General features: G+C 73.0%; 19 protein-coding genes. 9 read left to right on the top strand and 10 right to left on the bottom strand.

All coding sequences use genetic code 11. The features are described from left to right. The first annotated feature begins 29 nt into the window (after positions 1–29). On the top strand, positions 30–2,183 hold the full coding sequence (locus FHS13_RS02650; protein WP_184286915.1) for an MMPL family transporter: 2,154 nt from the start codon (positions 30–32) through the stop codon (positions 2,181–2,183). Positions 2,184–2,275: 92 nt separating this feature from the next. On the opposite strand, the gene FHS13_RS02645 is transcribed toward FHS13_RS02650, so the two are convergent. Next, the gene (locus FHS13_RS02645) at positions 2,276–3,061 is read right to left on the bottom strand and encodes an aminotransferase class IV family protein (RefSeq protein ID WP_184286912.1); all 786 of its coding nucleotides are present in this window, start codon (positions 3,059–3,061) and stop codon (positions 2,276–2,278) included. A 182-nt stretch (positions 3,062–3,243) separates the two neighbouring features. On the opposite strand from FHS13_RS02645, the gene FHS13_RS02640 reads away from it, so the two are divergent. The 4 genes from FHS13_RS02640 to FHS13_RS02625 all read left to right on the top strand — a co-directional run bounded on the left by FHS13_RS02640 (position 3,244) and on the right by FHS13_RS02625 (position 6,150). Then, on the top strand, positions 3,244–4,014 hold the full coding sequence (locus tag FHS13_RS02640) for a 5-oxoprolinase subunit PxpA (RefSeq protein ID WP_184286909.1): 771 nt from the start codon (positions 3,244–3,246) through the stop codon (positions 4,012–4,014). A 55-nt stretch (positions 4,015–4,069) separates the two neighbouring features. After that, a complete protein-coding gene (locus tag FHS13_RS02635; protein WP_184286907.1) occupies positions 4,070–4,678 on the top strand; it encodes a carboxyltransferase domain-containing protein in 609 nt (202 codons plus the stop codon). Next, positions 4,678–5,562, top strand: coding sequence for a 5-oxoprolinase subunit C family protein (locus tag FHS13_RS02630; protein ID WP_184286904.1), 885 nt, complete (start codon positions 4,678–4,680; stop codon positions 5,560–5,562). The genes FHS13_RS02635 and FHS13_RS02630 overlap by 1 nt, the downstream gene beginning before the upstream one ends. A gap of 102 nt (positions 5,563–5,664) precedes the next feature. Next, a complete protein-coding gene (locus FHS13_RS02625; RefSeq protein ID WP_184286901.1) occupies positions 5,665–6,150 on the top strand; it encodes a DUF892 family protein in 486 nt (161 codons plus the stop codon). Positions 6,151–6,285: 135 nt separating this feature from the next. Here FHS13_RS02625 and FHS13_RS02620 read toward each other — a convergent pair whose 3' ends face one another. The 3 genes from FHS13_RS02620 to FHS13_RS02610 all read right to left on the bottom strand — a co-directional run bounded on the left by FHS13_RS02620 (position 6,286) and on the right by FHS13_RS02610 (position 9,376). Next, positions 6,286–7,632 carry a VWA domain-containing protein gene (locus FHS13_RS02620; protein WP_184286898.1) on the bottom strand — a complete coding sequence of 449 codons (1,347 nt, stop codon included), beginning with the start codon at positions 7,630–7,632 and terminating at the stop codon, positions 6,286–6,288. Positions 7,633–7,723: 91 nt separating this feature from the next. Continuing rightward, entirely contained in the window at positions 7,724–8,332 is a 609-nt protein-coding gene (locus tag FHS13_RS02615) for a hypothetical protein (protein ID WP_184286895.1), read from the bottom strand. Positions 8,333–8,386: 54 nt separating this feature from the next. Next, complete coding sequence (locus tag FHS13_RS02610) at positions 8,387–9,376, bottom strand: arsenic resistance protein (protein WP_184286892.1); 990 nt, start codon at positions 9,374–9,376, stop codon at positions 8,387–8,389. A 319-nt stretch (positions 9,377–9,695) separates the two neighbouring features. Here FHS13_RS02610 and FHS13_RS02605 point away from each other — a divergent pair, with 319 nt between their 5' ends. Next, complete coding sequence (locus FHS13_RS02605) at positions 9,696–11,465, top strand: alkyl/aryl-sulfatase (protein ID WP_184286889.1); 1,770 nt, start codon at positions 9,696–9,698, stop codon at positions 11,463–11,465. Between the two features lie 45 nt (positions 11,466–11,510). On the opposite strand, the gene FHS13_RS02600 is transcribed toward FHS13_RS02605, so the two are convergent. Beyond that, positions 11,511–12,491: an endonuclease/exonuclease/phosphatase family protein gene (locus FHS13_RS02600; RefSeq protein ID WP_184286886.1), complete on the bottom strand. Its 981-nt coding sequence runs from the start codon at positions 12,489–12,491 to the stop codon at positions 11,511–11,513. A 335-nt stretch (positions 12,492–12,826) separates the two neighbouring features. Here FHS13_RS02600 and FHS13_RS02595 point away from each other — a divergent pair, with 335 nt between their 5' ends. Together FHS13_RS02595 and FHS13_RS02590 are read left to right on the top strand one after the other, a co-directional pair. Then, complete coding sequence (locus tag FHS13_RS02595; RefSeq protein WP_184286882.1) at positions 12,827–13,708, top strand: alpha/beta fold hydrolase; 882 nt, start codon at positions 12,827–12,829, stop codon at positions 13,706–13,708. 153 nt (positions 13,709–13,861) lie between these two features. Beyond that, the gene (locus FHS13_RS02590) at positions 13,862–15,511 is read left to right on the top strand and encodes a BCCT family transporter (protein ID WP_184286879.1); all 1,650 of its coding nucleotides are present in this window, start codon (positions 13,862–13,864) and stop codon (positions 15,509–15,511) included. Between the two features lie 47 nt (positions 15,512–15,558). Here FHS13_RS02590 and FHS13_RS02585 read toward each other — a convergent pair whose 3' ends face one another. The 3 genes from FHS13_RS02585 to solA form a co-directional block, all read right to left on the bottom strand. Beyond that, complete coding sequence (locus tag FHS13_RS02585) at positions 15,559–15,933, bottom strand: antibiotic biosynthesis monooxygenase family protein (protein WP_184286877.1); 375 nt, start codon at positions 15,931–15,933, stop codon at positions 15,559–15,561. Between the two features lie 84 nt (positions 15,934–16,017). Further along, positions 16,018–16,824, bottom strand: a complete 807-nt coding sequence (locus FHS13_RS02580) for an SDR family oxidoreductase (RefSeq protein WP_184286875.1) — start codon at positions 16,822–16,824, stop codon at positions 16,018–16,020. Positions 16,825–16,972: 148 nt separating this feature from the next. Next, the gene (solA, locus tag FHS13_RS02575; protein WP_184286872.1) at positions 16,973–18,145 is read right to left on the bottom strand and encodes an N-methyl-L-tryptophan oxidase; all 1,173 of its coding nucleotides are present in this window, start codon (positions 18,143–18,145) and stop codon (positions 16,973–16,975) included. A 756-nt stretch (positions 18,146–18,901) separates the two neighbouring features. On the opposite strand from solA, the gene FHS13_RS02570 reads away from it, so the two are divergent. Beyond that, on the top strand, positions 18,902–19,579 hold the full coding sequence (locus tag FHS13_RS02570) for a lytic polysaccharide monooxygenase auxiliary activity family 9 protein (protein ID WP_184286869.1): 678 nt from the start codon (positions 18,902–18,904) through the stop codon (positions 19,577–19,579). A gap of 92 nt (positions 19,580–19,671) precedes the next feature. Here FHS13_RS02570 and FHS13_RS02565 read toward each other — a convergent pair whose 3' ends face one another. Together FHS13_RS02565 and FHS13_RS02560 are read right to left on the bottom strand one after the other, a co-directional pair. Beyond that, positions 19,672–20,076 (bottom strand): hypothetical protein, encoded by a 405-nt coding sequence (locus FHS13_RS02565; RefSeq protein ID WP_184286866.1) that lies wholly within the window; start codon positions 20,074–20,076, stop codon positions 19,672–19,674. 81 nt (positions 20,077–20,157) lie between these two features. Next, positions 20,158–21,528, bottom strand: a complete 1,371-nt coding sequence (locus tag FHS13_RS02560) for an MFS transporter (protein WP_343064878.1) — start codon at positions 21,526–21,528, stop codon at positions 20,158–20,160. Positions 21,529–21,680: the final 152 nt, after the last annotated feature.

Genomic DNA, 21,680 nt, shown 5'->3' with positions numbered 1-21,680 from the left:
ATCCGAGCTGAATATGGCAACGGGGAGACATGAAGACTGCGGACAAGGACAGGCGACCGCCGCAGCGGTCGCGCTGGTGGATCGGGGCGGCGCTCCTGCTGACCCTCCTGTGGCTCGCCGGAGCCGGGCCCCTGGGGGCCTTCCTGGGCAAGCTCGGCGAGGTGCAGACCAACGACTCCAGTACGTTCCTGCCACTGAACGCGGAGTCCACCCGCGTGGAGGAGATGGCCGAGGAGTTCGACCGGGGCGACGCCATCCCCGCTGTCGTCGTCCTCTCGGGCGACGAGGACATCGACGAGGCCGGGCTCGCCGATATCGCCGGGGTCGCCGAGCGGATCGGTGAGGAGGAGTGGGTGGCCGCGCCGGTCGTGGGCCCCTTCCCCGGGACCGAGGACGCCTCCGTCGCCCAGTTCGTCGTCCAGATCGACACCGAACACGACACGGGCGACTCCGTCGACGAGCTGCGGGCCCTGCTCGCCGACAATCCTGTCGAGGGGATCGACGCCCAGGTCACCGGCCCCGCGGGCTACGCCGCCGACCTCGCTGCGGCCTTCGGCGGCATCGACTCCACCCTCCTGATCGTCACGGTCACCGCGGTGCTGGTCATCCTCGTGGCCGTCTACCGCTCACCGCTGCTGCCCTTCCTCGTCATCACGTCCGCCCTGCTGGCCCTGTGCCTGGCCGGCGCCCTGGTCTACCTCGCCGCCGACAGCGGACTGGTCACCCTCAACGGGCAGAGCCAGGGCATCCTGTTCATCCTGGTGGTGGGCGCCTGCACCGACTACGCCCTGCTGCTCGTGGCGCGCTACCGCGAGGAGCTGGCCGAGCGCGGAAACGTCCCGCAGGCCGTCCTGGCCTCGGTGCGCGGCGTGCTCGAACCCGTCCTGGCCTCCGGCGGGACCGTCATCCTCGGTCTGCTCTGCCTGCTGGCCGCCGACCTGGCCTCCACCCAGAGCCTCGGCCCGGTCGTGGCCATCGGCATCGTCGCCTCCCTGCTCTCGGCGCTGACCTTCCTGCCGGCCGTGCTCGCGCTGTGCGGACGGGCCGCCTTCTGGCCCTCCGTCCCCAGGCGCTCCACCGAGGAGGACCGGACCGAGAGGTCGCAGCACCGACTGTGGGCGCGCATCGCGGACGTGGTCGCCCGGCGCCCCCGCACCCTGTGGCTGGCCACCACCGCCCTGCTGGCCCTGGCCGCGGTGTTCGCCCCCCAGTTCGACGCCGGGGGCACCGGACAGGCCGAGGTCTTCCGCACCGAGGTCGAGGCGGCCGAGGGCCAGAAGACGCTCGACCGCGGTTTCGGGGAGGACGCCTCCGCCGCACCCGCGCTGGTGATCGCCGACGCCGACCACGTCGACGAGGTGGTCGAGGCCGCGGAGGGCCTGGACCGGGTGAGCGGGGCCGAACCGGTGACCGAGGGCGGACCGCCCGGACAGCCCCTGCCGCCCCTGGAGGTCGACGGCCGCGTCCTGGTCGAGGTGGCCATGACGGTCGGCCCCGAGTCGGCCGAGGCGCTGGACGTGGTCCGCGACCTGCGCGAGGAGCTGCGGGACGTGGAGGGCGCCGACGCCCTCGTCGGCGGCATCAGCGCGAGCGACCTGGACACCCTGGAGACCGCCCAGCGCGACTTCACGGTCGTGGTTCCGCTGGTCCTGGTCGTGGTGTTCCTCGTGCTCGTCGTGCTGCTGCGCTCGCTGGTGGCACCGCTGCTGCTGATGATCGCCAACGTGCTCTCCTTCGCCGCCGCACTCGGCGTGGGCACGCTGCTGTTCGACCATGTCCTGGACCTGCCCGGCGCCGACCCCGTCGTGCCGCTGTTCGCGTTCGTGTTCCTGGTGGCGCTGGGCATCGACTACAGCATCTTCCTCATGTCGCGGGCGCGGGAGGAGGCCCTCCGCCACGGTCACCGGGAAGGCATGCTGCGCGCCCTGACCGTCACCGGCGGTGTGATCACCTCCGCCGGCGTCGTGCTGGCGGTGACCTTCGCGGCGCTGACGGTCATTCCGCTGCTGTTCATGCTCCAGCTCGCCTTCCTGGTGGCGTTCGGGGTCCTGGTGGACGCGCTGCTCGTGCGCTCGCTGCTGGTGCCCGCCCTGTCCCTGGACGTGGGCCGGCGCATGTGGTGGCCGAGCCGCATCCCCGAGTCGGGGAGCGCGGCCACCTCGGAGGAGAAGTCCCTCTCCTGACGCACCGACGACAGGGGCCGTAGGGCCTCCGGGGCCGGTGCGGACTGCGAGATCCGCACCGGCCCTCCCGCCAGCCTCTCAGGCCACTACCTCTAGAGCGGATCGCCCGGCAGCTCCCGATAACCGGCCGCGAGTCTGCGCACGAGTGCGGCCTGCGGCAGGGGTACTCCGTCGATCGAGGCCACCGGACGCACCCCCGTCGTGGCATTGGCGGTGAAGGCGCCCGCCGTCCGCGCGGAGGCGGCCGCCGCGATCGGCCGGGTGGAGACCGGAATCCCCAGCCCGGCGGCGACCCGGCCCACCAGCTCGGCGGTCACACCCGGCAGGCAGGGGGCCTGCGGCCACACCAGACCGCCTCCGTCCAGGAAACCGATGTTCCAGGTCGGCCCCTCCGAGATCCGCCCGTCGACCCCGTGGAACAGGGCGTCGTCGTGGCCCTCCAGCTGTGCGGCGCGCCTCTGGCGGATCGACCCGAACAGGCCGGTCCCCTTCACCGACGGGGTGTCGCGCGTGTACATCCGGGTACCCAGGCGCACCGGCGGGAGCGGGCCCTCCGGGGCCGGACGGGCGGTGACCAGGACGCTCGGGACGCTGCGGGCCGACGGGCGGCCCAGGTCCAGACCGGGGTCGAAGACGGTCACGCGCACCACCGAGGGGGAGGGGTGTGCCAGGGCGGAGCGCCGGGCCAGCTCGCGCACCCGCACGGTGTCGAGCTCGGTGCCGAACAGCGCGAGGCAGTCCCGGCTCAGCCGCTCCATGTGCAGGTCCAGGCCCCGCACCCGCAGGTCCGTGACGAGCATGGTGGTGAAGTGCCCGTAGCCCTGGAGGGCGAGAGGGGCGATGTCCCCGGTGGAGACGGGGCGTCCGTTCAGTTCCATGACGGAGACCATGATGTCACTCCGCCACCGGGGCGGACAGGGGACGCGGAACCTCTCCCCGGACGCCTCCGCGCCTGCGGGAGCGCCGGGACCGGCCGGCGCCCTCGGCGGTATCGTCGACCTCTGGCAGCGACGGTCCCCGCGCGGCGACCGGGCGAACGACAGGGAAGAGAGGAGCACCGGTGCCCCGCATCGACCTCAACGCGGACCTCGGCGAGGGCTTCGGCCGCTGGGAGCTCGGTGACGACCGGGCCCTGCTGTCCGTCGTCACCAGTGCCAACGTCGCCTGCGGCTTCCACGCGGGCGACCCGACCGTGCTGCGCCGGACCACGGCCGACGCGGCCGAGCGGGGCGTGGCCGTGGGCGCCCACGTCGGCTACCGCGACCTCGCGGGATTCGGACGACGCTTCGTCGACGCCGCGCCCGCCGAGCTGACCGACGACGTCCTGTACCAGCTGGGCGCCCTGTCGGCCTTCACCCGCCTGGCGGGGGAACGCATCCGCTACGTCAAGCCGCACGGCGCGCTCTACAACGCGATCGTGCACCACGAGGAGCAGGCGGTGGCCGTCGTCACCGCGGTCAAGGAGTTCGACCCCGGCCTGCCCGTGCTCGGCCTGCCCGGCTCCCGGTTCCTGGAGGCGGCGGAGAAGGCGGGGCTGCGCACCTACCGCGAGGCGTTCGCCGACCGCGCCTACACCCCCGAGGCCACGCTCCTTCCCCGCCGCGAGCCCGGCGCCCTCCTGCACGACCCGCAGGCCGTGGCCGAGCGCTGCCTGCGCATCGCGCGCGGGGAACCGATCGAGGCGGTCGACGGCACGGAGATCCTCGTCGGGGCCGACTCCCTGTGCGTGCACGGCGACAGCCCCGGCGCGGTGCGCATCGCCCGGGCGGTCGCCGAACGGCTGCACTCCGAGGGCATCACCGTCACCCCGTTCACACGAGTGGACACGTGAGCGCACCGGAGGGTCCGCGCCGGAACGTCCGCGCCACGACACCCGGGAGGATTCCGTGCGCGTCCTGAGGTGCGGTGACAGCGGCGTTCTGGTGGAGGTTCCCGACCTGGCCGGGGTCATCGCGCTGAACGCCGCGCTGGAGGACCGGCCGATCCCCGGCGTCACCGACGTGCTGCCCGCCGCCCGGACCGTGCTGCTGCGGCTGGCGCCGGGCACCGACCCCGGGCGGGTGGCCTCCGAGCTCGCCGCCCTGCCGGCCGTCCCGGCCGGTGCGGGGAAGGCGGAGGAGACCGTCACCCTGCCGGTGGTCTACGACGGCGAGGACCTCGGCGATGTCGCCCGGTACACCGGCCTGACCCCGCGCGGCGTGGTGGCGGCGCACACCTCCGCCACCTGGACGGTGGCCTTCTGCGGTTTCGCGCCGGGCTTCGGCTACATGGTGTGCGACGATCCGCGGCTGCACGTGCCCCGCCGGGGCGAGGCGCGCACCCGGGTGCCCGCCGGATCGGTCGCGCTGGCCGGCGGGTTCACCGGGGTGTACCCGCGCAGCTCCCCCGGCGGATGGCAGCTGCTCGGCCGCACGGACGCCGAGATCTGGGACCTGGAGCGCGACCCGCCCGGACTGCTGCGCCCAGGTGTGCGCGTGCGCTTCGAGGAGGCCTGATGAGCGCCCTGGAGATCCTGGCGACCGGACCGATGGCCACGGTCCAGGACGCGGGCCGCCTCGGCCACGCCGCCCTGGGCGTGGGCCGCTCCGGCGCCGCCGACACCGCCTCCTACGCGCTGGCCAACCGGCTGCTCGCCAATCCGCCGGGCGCAGCGGCGCTGGAGGCCACGCTCGGCGGCCTCCGGGTGCGCGCCCGCGGCCCGGTCACCGTCGCCGTCACCGGTGCCGGCGTTCCGCTGCGCGTCGACGGCCGCGGCGCGGCGATGAACACCGTGCTGCACCTGGACGACGGGGCCGAGCTCGCCATGGGTGTCCCCGAGCAGGGCCTGCGCACCTACCTGGCGGTGCGCGGGGGAGTGGACGTGCCCCCCGTCCTGGGGTCGCGCAGTACCGACGTGCTCGCCGGGCTCGGCCCGGACCTGCCCGTGCCCGGTGCGGTCCTGCCCGTGGGCCCGGCCCCCGCCGCCTTTCCCGTCACCGGCCACGCGCCCGCCGCACCCGTGGGCGGACCCGAGGCGGTCCTGCGCGTCACCCTCGGGCCGCGCGAGGACTGGTTCACCGCCGGGGCGCTCCGCACCCTCCTCACCGCGGAGTACGAGGTGACCTCCCGCAGCGACCGGGTGGGGGCCCGCCTGTCCGGCCCCCTCCTGGAGCGCGCGCGTGCCGGGGAACTGCCCAGCGAGGGCATGGTCCCCGGTGCGGTCCAGGTCCCGCCCGACGGCGGGCCCGTCCTCTTCCTGGCCGACCACCCCGTGACCGGCGGATATCCCGTGGTGGCGGTGGTGGTGTCGGCCGACCTCCCCGCGGCCGCCCAGGCCCGTCCCGGCACCAGGGTGCGCTTCACCCTGGCGGGGCCGGCGCTCCCGCGCACGCGGGCCTGAACGGTCCTTCCGCCCGGGATCCGGTGTTTTGCCGCACGTCACCCCGGGTAGTCGCGGGGCCGAAGGCGGTCCGGAGATTCCGGTCCGACGGAAGGGGGACACGTGAGCGGCAAGGATCAGCTGATCGCATGGCTGAACGACGCCTACGCCATGGAGAAGTCCATGGAGGAGACCCTGGAGCGCCACGCCAAGGACGCCAAGGGCGCTCCCGACGTCCAGACCCGTATCGAGCGGCACATCGAGGAGACGCGCCTCCAGGCCGAGATCGTCAAGGGCTGCATCGAGGGGCTGGGCGGCAAGGTGTCGGGGACCAAGAGCGCACTGGCCGGCTTCTCCGGGGCGGTGCAGGGCATGATGAACAAGGCCTCCAGCGACACGATGGTCAAGAACAGCCTCTCCGACTACGCCGCCGAGCACTTCGAGATCGCCTCCTACAAGGCTCTCATCGAGGCGGCCCGCGACCTGGGGGAGGAGACCGTCGCGCAGAAGCTGACCCAGATCCTCCACCAGGAGGAGGAGATGGCCCGCTTCCTGGAGCAGAAGCTGCCGAGCGCCGTGCGCGGCACCCTCGCCGAGGCCGCGAGCTAGGTGTACCGACCTGAGAGGTCGGTGACGCGGGAGGACCGCCGACCGCGGTGCGCCACCGGGGCGCACCGCCCGGCCGGTGCCTCCCGCTTCCCGTTCCCGCCGGGACGCGGGCGGCGGGGCGCCCCGACCCGGCGCCTACCGCCGCTCCCGACCGTCGGGGCGGGAGCGGTCGCGCCCGGTCTCCGGGTTGCTCAGCTCCTGCGGTCCCTGCCACTGCGCGGACTGCTGTCCGTAGCGCCCCCGCATGCGCGTGTAGCCGGCCTGGCTGGAGTACGCCGTCTTGGCGGCCCGTGAGGCGTCGCCCGTGCGCGCCATCTGCTCCATGCGCCGCAGCTCCGCGGCCTGGGCGGCGGCCTCCGGAGAGTTCGGGGCCGAGTCCGGGGCCTCCTCCAGGAGCTGCCGGGCGCGCCCGAGGAGGTGCGCCGCCCGCTCGCGCTCACCTCGCCGCAGCGCCCGCGCGGCCTCCCGCTTGGCGCTCTGCGCCTTCTGGAGGGCCTCTTCGGTGCGCACCTCCGGGCTGGGCACCCTCCCGGACGCCTCGGTCCCGGGAACCACGTCGACGGTCACCGGCAGGAGCGCGGTGCGGGTGGTCAGCGTCGCCGGGTCCACGTAGGTCACCTCGACCACGGTGACGGTGGTCGCGCCGAGGGAGGACGCCCCGGGCACCTCCAGGCGCAGCAGCAGCCGCCGCTCCTCGCCGGAGTGGAAGTCGCCCAGCTCCACGACCACCGACCCGTCCGGCAGCCGGTGGGAGGGCATCTCACCGATCACCTCCACCGACGCCAGGTGCTCGCCCGCGGGGACGCGCAGCGACACCGCCTGCGCCGACTTCGCCAGGAGGTACTCCGCCTCCTGTGAGATCAGGCCGACCGCCGTGTCGGGGTCCTCGGCGAACAGCGCGCTGCCGGTACCGCCCTCGGAGATCGCGCCGAGCAGCGCCTCGTCGTAGCCCAGGCCGTAGCCCAGCGTCGCCGTGGAGACCCCGTGCGCGTAGGCGTCCGCGGCCACCCTCCGCAGGCTGTCGTGGTCGGTGATCCCCTGGTTGGCGTGCCCGTCGGAGACGAGCAGCAGGGTGGCACCGCGGTCGCCGCCCGCCCGCCGCGCCTCCTGGATTCCGCGCAGCAGCCCGCTGGACAGGTCGGTGGCGCCGCCCGGGCGCAGGGCGGAGACGGCCCGGCGCGCGGCCGCCTTGTCGGAGAGCGGACCGCAGGGGATCTCCACCCCGGCCCGGCTGTCGAAGGAGACCAGACCGAAGTTGTCGGTGGGGGCGAGCCGGTCGATCAGTCCGAGCAGGGCCCGGACGGCCCCGGCCAGGCGGTCGCCCGCCATGGATCCGCTGCGGTCCAGGACGATCTGGAGGGTCGAGGCCGGGCGCTCCCGGTCCTCCTCGCGTGTGGGTGCGGTGATGTCGATCAGGAGGGACACCGCGTCGCGGGTGTCCAGGGGGACGGCGTCGAATTCCAGCAGGGCGGAGAGGTGCACGGAACACTCCCGGGGATCGGATGCCCCCAGAGTAGGGAGGGGAGGCGACGATCCGCCTCCCCGTGGCCGCAACAGGACAGCGACGGCCGGTTCAGGGCCTGCGCAGGCCCAGGCGGCGCAGCTCCAAAGCCGCCAGGTCCCGTACCGCCCCGCCCTCGTCGGCGTGCCAGGCCCCCACCGGATCCTCGTGCACGGCGGCCAGGCGCGCGGGCGGGACCGACGCCAGGGCGCGCAGCGCCAGCAGTCGCGAGCGGGCCTCGGCGGACATGCCGCCCGTCCTCCTGACCGCCGCCGCCTGGCGCACCCACCGGGCCCGGGCGGGCAGCCAGGTGGCGGCCACCAGCAGCAGCGGCACCGCCGCGACGAACAGCGGCAGGGTGAGGGACAGGGAGGCCACCGATTCCTGGAAGGCGTGCCCCGCCGAGGTGAGGGAGTCCCCGGTCTCGCTCATTCGTGTGAACGGCGCCGCCAGGGACTCCCCGGCCAGGGGAACTTTCAGGGCCTGCTCGGCCGCGCTGTCCATGTGCTCGCTGAAGCCCCGGCCCGTGTCGGCCATGAGCTCGCCCGGCCGGTCCAGGGAGGTGAGGATCTCCCGCAGCGACAGCGCAGCGCGGATCCAGAGGTAGACCCAGACGGCGGCGAGCACGTCGGAGGTGATCTGGAGCAGCGCGCGCAGGGGCCGATCGGCGTACAGCTTCACGAGGTTCTCCGGGGGTGAGGCGGGGGACGGGGCCGGGACGGACCCCAGATGTCGTTACCCGCTTTCGCCTTCGCGCACGCCCGGGTCGGCGGGCACCCGGTCGCGGACGCGGAACAGCCGGCCGAGCAGGGCCAGGACCGGCAGTTCCACCAGGGGCCCGACCACGAGGGCGACGGCGATCAGGGGCCGGTCGGGAAAGGCCGCCACGGCGACGGCCAGCGCGACCGGTGAGTTGCGTGCCACCGTGGTCATCGCCAGCGCGGCCCGCTGGTCGGCGGGCAGCCGCAGCACCCGCGAGGTGAGTGCGGCGACCACCGGGAGCACGGTGAAGAACACCGCCAGCGGCGGGAGCAGGTGCACCAGGGCGCCCGCGTGTCCGGCCACCGTGCGCGCCTGGGAGGCGAACATGGCCAGTACCGCCAGGTAGAGCAGAGGCAGCACCATCGCGGACGCGCGTGCCACCACGGCCTCGTCCCGCCATCGCGCGCCCTTCCGGCGGCGGGCGGTCTCCCGGACGAGCACGGCGGCGGCCAGGGGCACCACCAGGACCACGAGCACCGCCTCCACCAGCGTCCCGGCGTCCACCATCGCCGCCTCCCCGCCCAGCAGCAGGACGTGGACCGGCAGCAGCACGAGCTGGAGAACCAGGTTCACCGGCAGCAGCGCCGTGGCGACCCCCATGTGTCCGCGGGCCAGGCCGGTGAACACCAGGTACCAGTCGGTGCACGGCGTGACCAGGAGCAGCAGCAGACCGATGCGCAGATCGGGGGAGCCCCCCAGCAGCCCGGCGCCCAGGGCCCAGGCCAGCAGCGGGGTGAAGGCGAAGTTGATCACCAGGCTCGCGGCGACCACCGGCACCGCGGACCGGGCCCGGCGCACCTGTCCGGCGTCGACCTGGACGAACACCGCCGCCAGCATCAGCATCAGCGCGGGCAGCACCAGGTGCCCCGCCACCCCACCCACCGGCAGCACCAGGCCGGCGCACAGCCCGACGAGTGCGGCGGCGGCCACGAACAGGCTCTGGAACTTCTCCGACGCGGACACGTGAGGGCTCTCCGACGGGCAGGGACGGTGGCGTCCACCGTACCCGGCGGCCGGGAGGCCGCCCGACACGGCCGCGCACCGGCCCGCCGGGCCGGTCCCGCCGGCCCCTGCCCGGCAGCGGTCCGGGCACCGGAATTCCTGCCCGTGCCCTGGGCGGGCTCCATCGGGAGAGGCCTTCTTTACCGGGGCCGGGGCCTAGGCGGACACGGCTCGGGGAAGGCCCTTGCTGTTCGGTGCCCGGACCCGGGCGCCCTCCGGAGTCCGCGCGGACCGCGCGGACGGCCCGCCCCCGTGTCCATGCCCCCTCGGAGGAGGAACGATGGGATACGACCCCGACGCCCAGGCCGACCGGGGCCTGATCGCCCGACTCGACCCGCCGCAGATCAGGAACGCCGAGGGCGAGGTCGTGTGGGACGCCGACGCCTACGCCTTCCTCGACGAGGAGTGTCCGCCCACCGCCCATCCCGGGCTGTGGGAGCACTCCCGGAGGTGCGCCCGGCAGGGGCTCTACGAGGTCACCGAGGGGATCTACCAGGTCCGGGGCCTGGACCTGTCCAACATGACCCTCGTCGAGGGCAGGAAGGGCGTCATCGCGGTCGACCCGCTGATCTCCGCGGAGTGCGCGCGGGCGGGCCTGGAACTGTACCGGCGCCACCGCGGCGACCGCCCGGTCACCGGTGCCGTCTACACGAGTTCGCACATCGACCACTTCGCCGGTGTCCGCGGGGCCATCGACGGCAGCGTGCCGATCCTGGCCCCCAGGGGGTTCCTGACGAACGCCGTCTCCGAGAACGTCTACGCGGGCCCCGCACTGGTCCGGCGCGGTTACTTCTACACCGGGGCCCTCCTGGAGAGGGGGCCCGCGGGACAGATCGGCCTCGGCCTGGGACAGAGCAGTTCGAGCGGCAGGATCTCCCTGGTGGCGCCCAACCGCAGTATCTCCCGGACCGGCCAGGAGGAGGTCGTCGACGGGGTGCGGCTCGTCTTCCAGATGACCCCGGGCAGCGAGGCGCCGGCGGAGGCCAACTTCTACCTTCCCGAGCACCGGGCCCTGTGCATGGCCGAGAACGCCGTCCACAGCTTGCACAACGTGCTCGACCTGAGCGGCGCGCTGGTGCGCGACGCGCGGCTCTGGGCGCGCTACCTGGACGAGTCGATCGAGCTGTTCGCCGGGAAGTCCGACGTGCAGTTCGCCTCCCACCACTGGCCGACCTGGGGAACCGAGGAGATCATCCGCTTCCTCTCCCAGCAGCGCGACATGTACGCCTACCTGCACGACCAGACCCTGCGCCTCATGAACAAGGGCCTGGTGGGCTCGGAGATCGCCGAGGAGCTCCGGATGCCGCCCGGACTTGTGAGGCAGGAGCACACCCGGGGCTACTACGGCTCGGTCAGCCACAATGCCAAGGCGATCTACCAGAGGTACATGGGCTGGTTCGACGGCAACCCCGCCCACCTGTGGGAGCACCCCCCGGTGGAGGCGGCCCGGCGCTACGTCGACTGCATGGGCGGCGTGGACGAGACCGTGCGCAAGGCGGAGGGCTACCGGGACGCCGGTGACCTGCGCTTCGCCGCGACCCTGCTCGACCACGCCGTCTTCGCCGACCCCGACCACAGCGGGGCCAGGGAGGCGCTGGCGGGGGTCTACGAGAGCTTGGCCTACGGCGCCGAGTGCGGGACCTGGCGCAACTTCTACCTCCAGGGTGCCCACGAGCTCCGCCACGGCTTCCCGAAGGTGCACTACGACATCGCCGGCGAGATGGCGACGGGGCTCACGGAGGAGCAGCTGTTCGACGCCCTCGCGATCAGGATCGACGGTCCCCGCGCCTGGGGGGAGAGCTTCGCGATCGACTGGCGCTTCCCCTCCAGCCTCTACCGCACCACCATGTCCAACGGCGCCCTCATCGTCCGGCAGGCCCCCCGTGCCGGCCGGGCCGACCTGTCGGTCCACCTCACGAAGGCCGACCTCATCGGCCTGGTCCGCGGGGAGGAGCGCCCGATCACCACCGAGGGCGACGCCTCGCTCCTGGAGCGGTTGCTGGGCCTGCTGGACCCCTCGGACGGAAGTTTCGCCATCGTCACCCCCTGAGCCCCGCGGGCACTGCCCGCGACCGCACTCGGGAGCGGAGACGGCTCACCGGGGGGCTCCGGGAAGGCTCACGTCGACGACCACCGCGCGGTGGTCGCTGCCGGTCACCTCCACGACCTCCAGCCGGTCGACACCCGTCCCCGGGGTCACCAGCACGTGGTCGATGGCCACACCCGGCAGAGGCCGGTCCGTCGGCCAGGTGGCCCGCAGCCCGCGGCCCAGGACGGAGGCGGCGTCCACGTACCCCGAGTCCAGGACCGCGCGCAGCGCGGCGTGGTCCACGGTGGCATTGAAGTCCCCTGCCAGGATCCGGACGGTGTCCTGCTCCGCGGGTACGGCCAGGGCACGCAGCTCCCTCTCCCACGCGGCGGTGAGGGAGGTGCCCAGCGGCGGGGGCACGTGCACCGAGACGACCTCGACGGCGGGCCCGGGGCCGTCCACCGCCACCCCGGCCACCGGCATGGCGAAGGCATCGGGCCCCTCGGCCGCGTCCCCCAGGTCGGTCAGCGGCAGGGACGAGTGCACGCTGCTGCCCTCCACCCCCGACACGGCGGAGCGGTCGATCTCGTGCGGCAGGAGGTCCTCCAGCCCGGCGGCGGCGAGGTCCGCCAGCAGCCCGGGTGTGACCTCCTGCAGCGCCAGGACGTCCACCTCCTGCTCGCGCACCAGGTCCACGGTCTCCCGCACGTCGGCCCCGCCCCCGAGGGCGTTGAAGGCCATGACCCGCAGTACAGGCCCGCCCGCCGCGGTGATTCCGTACGGGATCGCGCGGGGCAGCACCACCGCGGCCAGGACGGCCACCACCGCGGCCAGGGCAGCGAGGGAGACCCAGCGCCTGAGGACCCCCGCCGTCGCGGCCGCCAAGGCCGCGGCGCCCAGCGCCACAGGGGTGTGGGCCGTCAGCGGTACCAGGACGGGGCCGCGTTCCAGGCCGAGCGCCCGCATCAGGGCGAACCCCGCGAACCCTGCGGCGACGAGCGCCACCGACACCGTCACGGCGGGGTGGCGCTGCTGCGGGTGCTCCATGGGCGTGTTCCTCCTCCGAGGGCGGCGTTCGCCTGCTCCCGTGGTGTCAACGCGCCTGCGGGGCGTCCCGGTTCTCCGGTGTTCCCTTCGTCACCGACGAGGGTGTCCCGCACCGGCTCGGCGGCTCTGTTCCGCACAACGGAAAAGGGAGGTAAAGCTTTATAGCCGGGCAAAACGCCTGGCAGGGGATGCTTTCCGGGGATGTGCAGACTTTTTCCGACCTGCCCCGGGCCCCTGAGTGGCGAGGCGCCGGAGGGAGGCGTACAGTCCTCTTTTGGCGTGCCGGTCAGCAGGGCCGACAGGCGTCGTTCTCTCCCTAAGCGAAACCCAGAGCCATGACCGTTGTCCCCCTTCGTGCCGCGCGTGTCTACCGCTCGGAGAACTCCGAGCGCTCGGTGCACGCCTGGTGCCACAAAGCACTGAGCCAGTGGCCCGAGCTCGGGCCCCTCCCGCCTGTCGAGACCGGCCTGGGAAGCACGCAGGCCTTCCGCGCCGCGGGCGGTCCCCGAACCCCGGTCCTGGTGCTCTCGGGCACCAACTTCAACGCGGCCGCCACGGTGCCCGCGGCCCGCGCACTCTCCTGCGACCGCCCGGTGTTCCTGGTCGACCTGCCGGGCCAACCGGGCCTCAGCTGCAGCCGCCGGGTCGGCGGCGCCCGGATCGAGGCCTACGGCGAGTGGCTGGGCGAGCTGCTGCCGCAGATCACCGACCGGCCCGTCATCGTGCTCGGCCACTCCCGGGGCGCCGCCGTCGCGCTGGCCTCGGCCCCGTCACCACTGGTCGCCGGCCTGCTGCTGCTCAACCCCGCCGGGCTGACGGCCGCGGGGGTCAGCCCCGAGTCGATGCGTGTCACGCTGCCGTGGATGCTCCACCCCACCGAGCAGGCCAGCGAGCGCCTGGTCGAGTTCCTCAGCGGTCCCGGCGCGCTCTGCGGTGAGCACCGCTCCGAGGCCGAGTGGCTCACCCTCGTCTCCCGCCACTGCAGAACGGGGTCCGTGCCCAGTCCCCTCCAGGCCGAGAACCTCCGGCCCTGGGCGGGCACCCCCGTGGTGGTGGCGACCGGTTCGCACGACCCGTTCTTCTCGCCCGCCCGCCTGCACGGACCCGCCCGCCGGTTCCTGGACACCGGTGTGCGCACGATCGAGGGCGCCGGCCACCTCTCCCTGTACGAACAGCCGGAAAAGGTGCGCGACCTCCTGCGCGAGCTCGACGACTGAGGCGGTGGAGGCGGACACCGCCGACACACGAGAAACGGGGCCTCTCCGGTGGCCGGAGCGGTTTTTCCCGGAGAGTGCGTGTGACATCACGTTTTGTGTGCGCGCTCGGGGCAGACTCTCAACTGTTCAGACAGTATCCGGAGAGGGGCCCACGTGCTCAGAAAACTCGCGCAGGGACTCGGGCTCAAGACAGACCCCGTGATTTTCTTCGCGGCGGCGGGGCTGACCATCCTCTTCGTGGTCTCTGCCATCGCCTTCACCGACACGGTCGACCAGATCTTCGGCACCACCTCCAACTGGATCCTCACCAACCTCGGGTGGTTCTACATCCTCGGTGTCACCACGTTCCTCATCTTCCTGATCTGGATCGCGAGCAGCCGCTTCGGCAAGGTGCGGCTCGGCCCTCCCAACAGCAGGCCCGACTACAGCAACGTCGTCTGGTTCGGCATGCTGTTCGCCGCCGGCATCGGCAGCATCCTGATGTTCTGGGGCGTGGCCGAACCCATCAACCACTTCGCCAACCCGCCCCAGCGGAACGTGGAACCGGAGTCGGTCCAGGCCGCCGAACAGGCCATGGGCTTCACGCTCTACCACTTCGGCCTCCACACCTGGACGATCTTCTGCCTGCCCGGCCTCGCCTTCGCCTACTTCGTGTTCCGCAAGGGCCTGCCCTTCCGGCTCAGCTCGATCTTCCACCCCTTCATCGGTGAACGGATCCACGGCCCCTTCGGCAAGGCCGTCGACATCTTCGCGGTGCTGGGCACCCTCTTCGGTGTCGCCGTCACCATCGGCCTGGGCACCATGCAGATCAACAGCGGCATCCACACCCTGTTCGGGCTGCCGGAGAACCGCGTCACGCAGCTGGTCCTCATCGCGGCGGTCACGACCATCGCCGTGATCTCGGTGGCGACCGGCCTCGACGTGGGCATCAAATGGCTCTCCAACATCAACATCGCCCTGGCGGTCGCACTCCTGCTCTTCGTGCTCCTGGCCGGTTCCACCCTCTTCCTCGCCAAGGGCATCATCGAGAGCACGGGCGTGTACCTGCAGTGGCTCATCCCGCTGTCGTTCTGGAACGACACCTTCAACAACACGGGCTGGCAGGGCTCCTGGACCGTCTTCTACTGGGCCTGGACCATCACCTGGTCGCCGTTCGTGGGCATCTTCGTCGCCCGCATCTCCCGCGGCCGCACCATCCGGGAGTTCGTGCTCGGCGTCCTTGCGGCGCCCACCGCGTTCAGTGTCGTGTGGTTCAGCGTGTTCGGGCTGTCGTCCTTCGACATCGAGATGAACCAGGACGGCCGACTGGTGGAGGAGGTCGTCAGACAGGGGGACATCCCCGGCGCGCTGTTCGCCTTCCTCGACCACTATCCGCTGACGACCTTCATGTCGGTGCTCAGCATCCTCATCGTGATCATCTTCTTCACGACGTCGGCGGACTCCGCCTCCATGGTGGTCGACATGCTGTGCTCGGGGTCCCACGAGGGCCCCGTCCGCCAGCGGGTGTTCTGGGGCATCGTCCAGGGCGTCGTCGCCGCGACCGTGCTCACCGCGACCGGTGTCGGCGGCCTGGAGGCCTTGCAGCAGACCATCATCGTGTTCGGTCTGCCGTTCTTCGTCATCGGGTTCCTCATGATGATCGGCCTGGTGCGCTCGCTCAACGCCGAGTTCAGCGAGGGCTCGGGCGCCGTGCGCGACCAAGGGGCGCCGCTGGCGGCCAAGGCCCGCCGGGCCCGCAAGGTCCGCAGGCGCGGAGGGGACAAGAGCGGACGCGGCTACGTCGGCGACGGCGCGCCGGAGTAGGACCGGGCCCCTCGGCGGTGCCCGGCGGCCCGGGCACCGCCCGCGGCCTACTGCCGGGCGCCGACGTGCTGGACGACCTCGTAGGTCCAGATCTCGCTGCCCGTCGCGGCCGGACCCGACCCCTCACCGTGCCCGTGCCCATGCCCGTGCCCATGTCCGTCCCCGCTCCGGCCCGCGTCGGCGGCGGCCTGCGCGTGCCCCTTGCGGAAGGACGGGCCGTTCACCCAGTTCTGGAAGTCCTCCTCGGAGCGCCAGCGGGTGTACACGAGGTACTTGTCGTTGCCCTCGACCGGGCGCAGCAGCTGGAAGTCCTCGAAGCCCGGCTGGCCCTCCACCAGGCCGGCCCGCTTGGCGAACCGCTCCTCCAGGGTGGGACCCGCGCCCTCGGGCACGGTCAGGACGTTGAACTTGACGACGCTCATACGGCACCTCCGGTGATCGGTGGATCTCTCCCCCAACCTAGGACAGCTCCTGTCCGTGCCCCTGCCGACCCGCCTGGGCGGGCATCAGCCCAGGCCGTGCCTGCGGGCCGTCATCCGCAGGATCACCGCGCGGGGCAGGAGCCTGCGCAGTGCGAACACCACGGGCGCGTTGCTGCCCACCGCGTAGAGCGGCCTGGGGTTGCGGGTCTCGACCGCGCGCACGACCGTGCGCGCCACCGCCCGTGCGGGCACGCCCCTGGCCTCGTTGGCGTCGAGGTGCTTGATCATGGTCCGGTAGTCGTCGGTGTAGGGCGAGCCCTCGCGCAGGTACTGGGTGCGGCGCTCGCTGATGCCGGTGTTGATCGACCCCGGCTCCACCGTGGCCACGCCGATCCCGTACGGCGACACCTCGCGGCGCAGCGCGTCGGCGAACCCCCGCAGTGCCGCCTTGGAGGCCACGTACGAGGAGCGGTGGGCCAGCGGGAAGCTCGCCAGCATCGACCCCACCATCACCACACGCCCCCATCGGCGCTCACGCATCCCCGGCAGGAGCAGCTGGGTGAGCCGCACGGCGCCGAACACGTTGATCCGGAACAGGCGTTCCAGGGCCTCCGGCGGCAGCTCCTCCAGAGGTCCGCTCTGGCTCTCGCCCGCATTGTTGACCAGTACGTCGACCTCGCCGGCCGCCTCGGCGCACGCCTCGACCGAGGCCGGGTCGGCCAGGTCCAGCGCCAGATATTCGACGCCCGGCACCGGGGCGGCCAGCGCCTCGGGCCGGCGGCTGGTGCCGAGCACGCGGTATCCGCGCGCGACAAGCTCGGCGGCGACCGCGTGGCCGATCCCCGACGACGCTCCTGTGACGAGGGCGGTCCTCCGGGTGGTACGTGGCATGGGTGCTTCCTTCCGGGCAGGGAACTGGCCGCGCTCGCGCCGCGCGTGAGCGACGATCCTACGACCCCGCCCCGGGGCGGAAGCGCCCGCAGGGTGCTCGGAGGCCCCTCCGCCCCGGAGACGGGGCCCGAACGCGCCGGCCGGGGGATCAGTCCCAGCGGTGGGGGTCGAACATGCCGATCGGCAGATCGGTCCGGCCGTGCCGGGCCAGGTCGGACAGGGCCTCGCCCACCGCGGAGGCGAACTTGTACCCGTGGCCGGAGAACCCTCCGGCCAGGACCAGGCCGGGGAGGTCCCGCCGCAGGCCGATGACGAAGTGCTCGTCGGGCGTCATGGTGTACATGCACGGCGCCATGCGCTCGGGCAGCTCCTCCACCCCGCGCAGCCCTGCCGCCAGTTCCGCCAGCCGGCGTGCGTCGGCCCCGTCGGGCTTGCGGGGGCCGGCGTCGGGGTCCACAGGTTCGCCCCACTGCGCCCCGGGGCGGTCGCCGCTGCCGGGGGCCTCCGCGTGGATCCCGATCTTCACGGTGCGCCCGTCCAGACTCGGGAAGCCGTACCAGGTCGTGCCGTCGGGCTCGTCGCGGGCGAACACCGGACCGCCCGCGTGCGGCGACGGGTCCTGCGTGGTGCGGAACCAGCCCAGCACCCGGCGTTCGACGCGCATGCGGACGGGTGCCATCGCGTCCGGCAGCAGTTGCGGCAGCCAGGCCCCAGCGGTGACCACGACCCGGCGGGCCCGGATCTCGGTGTCCCCGGCCAGGACGCGCGGACGGTCCGGGTCGGGTTCGATCCGGGTGACCCGGGTCCCGGTGAGCACCTCGGCGCCGGCTGCTCTTGCGAGCCGCAGCGCGGTCGTGATCGCGGCCTCGGGGAGGACCACGCCGCCCTCCTCCTCGAACACCCCCTCCTCCCCGGGGCGCACCGCATGCTGGGGGAAGCGTTCGGCCAGCTCCTGACCGGACAGGCGGCTGTGGGCGAGCCCGTGGTGCCCGGCTGCGGTCAGCGTGCCCGCCACGGCGGCGCTTCCGGGAGCGCCCAGCACGAGGGCCCCGGTGCGCAGCACCAGGCAGCTGCCCGACGCCTCCTCCAGGTCGGCCCAGGCCCGCCAGGCAGCGTGTACGAAGGGGACGTACTCGGCGCCCTCCAGGTAGGCGGTGCGGATGATGCGGGACTCGCCGTGGCTGGACCCTCTGCTGTGGCCGGGGGAGTACTGCTCGACCCCGACCGCGTCGACACCGCTGCGGGCCAGCTGCCACAGCGCCTGCGCACCCATCGCACCCAGGCCCACGACCACGGTGTCGGTCTCGATGTGCTCCGCCATGTGCGGCCTCCCGTCTTCCTGCTCCGGGGCCATGATCCCAGGTCGGCGGCGCAGGAGGGCCCCGCGGCGGTGCCGCGGGGCCGGGTGCCCGCCCCGGTCGGGACGGGGCGGGCAGGGAGGGAGGAAGGAACCGGTACCGGGATGCCGGGAGCCGGTACCGGCCGCTGTGGTCCGCGCGCGCCGAACGGGGAAGGAAAGGCCGGGAGGCATGCCCGTGGCGCGGTTCGCGGTTCGACATACGGATTTCGGGAATTCTCCCGAATCCGCTTCTCCTACGCCGGAGGAGTGGGGCCGGCGAGGAATGTTCTCGGGTGTCGGTATCAGTGGTGAGTGATGTCCTGGGCGTTCTCCAACAAGGGTTCTGCTCCAGTGCTGCCGGAAGCCGACGGCCGCCGCTTTCGAGGAGGAAGCGTGTGGCCGCAAGGGTGGGAGCGCTCCCAGTCGCATGGTGAGCGGGTGGAAGGTGGACGGATGGAAGCCGTTCCGTGGGTCCCCTTGCCGCGAATGCGGCTCCGGAACGGCTTTCCAGAACCGTAGCTTCTCAATGGTGATATGTAAACACCATAGGAAGAACTTGTTTTCGGGACCCGGTCCCTTTCCGAAAAGGTCCAGGTGATGCGCAATGCGCGGGCGGCCGGCCGTTCCGCTGTCGAAAAAATCCTCAACCTCTCCGTTTTGAGGTGACTCCTCTGGGTAACAATCAGCCTGGGAGCGCTCCCGTCGCACGGCACACCAGCCGAGAACGACGGAGACGCAATGAACAACAGCACCGACACCACCACGCGCACGACTGCCCTCGCGGCCCGCGCCCTCACCCTCACCGCCGTGCCCGTGCTGGCCATGACCGCCATGGCCGCGCCCGCCTCCGCGCACGGTTCGGTCGTCGACCCGGCCTCGCGCAACTACGGTTGCTACGAGCGCTGGGGAAGCGACCACCTCAACCCGGACATGGCCCAGGAAGACCCCATGTGCTGGCAGGCGTGGCAGGACAACCCCAACGCCATGTGGAACTGGAACGGCCTCTACCGCGACAACGTCGGCGGCAACCACCGGGGCCAGATCCCCGACGGCACCCTGTGCAGCGGCGGCAACACCGAGGGCGGCCGCTACGACTCGCTCGACACCCCCGGCGAGTGGAAGACGACCCCGATCAGCGGGGACTTCACCATCCACCTCTACGACCAGGCGTCGCACGGGGCGGACTACTTCCAGGTGTACATCACCAACCAGGGCTACGACGCGACCACCGACTCCCTCGACTGGGGCGACCTGCAGCTGGTCGAGCAGACGGGGTCCTACGCCCCGGCCAACGACTACTACATCGACGTCGACAACCCCGGCGGCCGCAGCGGACACCACGTCGTCTTCACGATCTGGCAGGCCTCGCACATGGACCAGGTCTACTACCTGTGCAGTGACGTCGACTTCGGCTGACCGGGGGAGCGCCGCTCCCTGAACCGGCCACGGCCCGCCGGGAGTCCGGCCTCCCGGCGGGCCCTCGCGCGCCCCGGACCCGCCGAGTGCGGTCAGCCCTCGCCGTGGAGGCGGTCGCGGGCCGCGTCGGTGACGGCGCTGCCGGGGTCGTGCACGAAGTCGCCGAAGGCGCCGGCCTGCTCCTCATGGGCCCGGGCGGCCTCAGCGGCCTGCTCCTGATATCCCTGCACCGCCTCGGCGGCCTGGCCGTGGGCCTCCTGGCTGTACCCCTGGGCGGCCTCGGCCGCCTGTTCCTGATACCCCTGCACGGCCTCGGCGGCCTGGCCGTAGGCTTCGTGCGCCCCACCGAAGGCCTCCTGGCTGTACCCCTGGGCGGCCTCGGCCGCGCCGTGGGCGTCTGCACCGAAGCCCTGGACGGTGTCGGCCGCACCCTGCGCGGCGGTGTCGGCCGCGTCGCCGAAGAGACCCTTGAACCATTCGATCAGACTGTCGAACATCGCGCACTCGATTCCTGGGGATGGGCTGTGCGTATACCCGGCCCCGATAAGCCGGGGATAAGGGCCTCACGTGCAGCGTGTTCAGGAAGGGGAGACAGCGCCGCGCGGGGCGGGGGCGAGGGCGAGCGCGAGCCCCGCCAGACCGACGGCCGCGGCCACTCCGTACACCGCCGGATAACCGCTCGGCACGGAGGCCGTGAGCACCGCACCGGTGACGGCCACCAGCAGCGACGTGCCCAGTGACTCCGACACCTGGAGGGCCGAGCTGTTGCCGCCCTGCTCCCGGGCCGGGGACAGCGCCAGGATCAGGGTGCTGAGCTGCGGGTAGAGAATTCCCATGCCCACGCCCATGAGCACGCACCCGGCCACCGCCGCGGCGAGGGGCGCCGCTCCGGAGACGAGCAGCACACACCCGGCGGGTCCGCACACCACCAGCGCCGCGGCCCACCGCAGCCCGGCCGGATCCCCTGCGGGCGCCTTCGACCGCGCCTGGATCCACGAACCCAGTGCCCAACCGAAGGAACCGACGGCGACCGCGGCCCCCGCCACCACGGGGCCGTGCCCCAACTGGTGCTGCAGGTACAGCGGCAGGTAGATGTCCGTCGCCGTGCAGACCGCTCCGGCCACGCCCCGGAACGCCACCACGCGGGGGATCCCCGGCCGGGCCAGCAGAGTCCCCCGGGGCAGCAACCGGGCCGCGGCCGCCACCACGGCCACGGAGCCGGCCGCTGTCCAGAGGGCCAGCCACGGCATCTCCTGCTGGCCGGCCACGTGCAGTCCCAGCACCGCTGCCGCCGAGGCGACGGCCCACATCCCCCGCCGGTCGAGGGGAAGCTTTCGGCCGTTCTCAGCCGGGAGGGTGCGCACGGCGCTCATCAGCACCGCCAGGGATCCCGCGGAGCCGACCAGGACCAGCGCGAAGACCGCCCGCCAGTGCATCACCTCCACCAGCGCGCCCGTGACCAGCGGCCCCGCGATCGACGGGAGCAGCCACGCCGCGCTCAGCAGGCCGAAGACGCGCGGGCGCAGCGACTCCGGCAGTGTCCGCGCGATGACCACGTAGAGCACCACGGAGTCGATGCCCCCGCCGACCCCCTGCAGCAGGCGCCCGAGCACGAAGACCGCCATGTCCGGCGCCGCCGCGCACAGGCCGATCCCGGCGAGGAACAGCAGTCCGCCCACCGCCAGCGGCCTCCCCGGACCGCGCAGGTCGGCCCACCTCCCGCCGACGGTCATCCCCACCAGGCCGGTGGTGACGGTCGCCGCGAAGGCCAGCGAGTACCACTGCTCCGCGGCCAGGTCCCGCGCCACCACCGGCAGCGCCGTGGTGACCGCGAAGGTCTCGAACGCGATGAACGTCATCATCCCGAACAGGCCGGCCACCACCGGCCGGTGGCGCCGCGCCCACAGGCCTCCGCCCTCCGGCGTGTTCGACGCCCCGACCCTCTCCACGCCCGCCCCTCTCGCCGCCCGTGGAGAAGAGTCCACAACCTCAACCTTGGTCGAGGTCAAGGGAGCGGGCGGTGACGCGGGACACTCTCCGGCCGCCGCTGCGCGGCACCGCCGGTCCCCGCGGGGCAGGGCGGCCCCTTCCCGGCCGAACG

This window comes from Nocardiopsis algeriensis (genome assembly GCF_014203695.1).
Lineage (GTDB): Bacteria > Actinomycetota > Actinomycetes > Streptosporangiales > Streptosporangiaceae > Nocardiopsis > Nocardiopsis algeriensis.
This window is presented reverse-complemented; position numbering and strand designations above follow the sequence as displayed.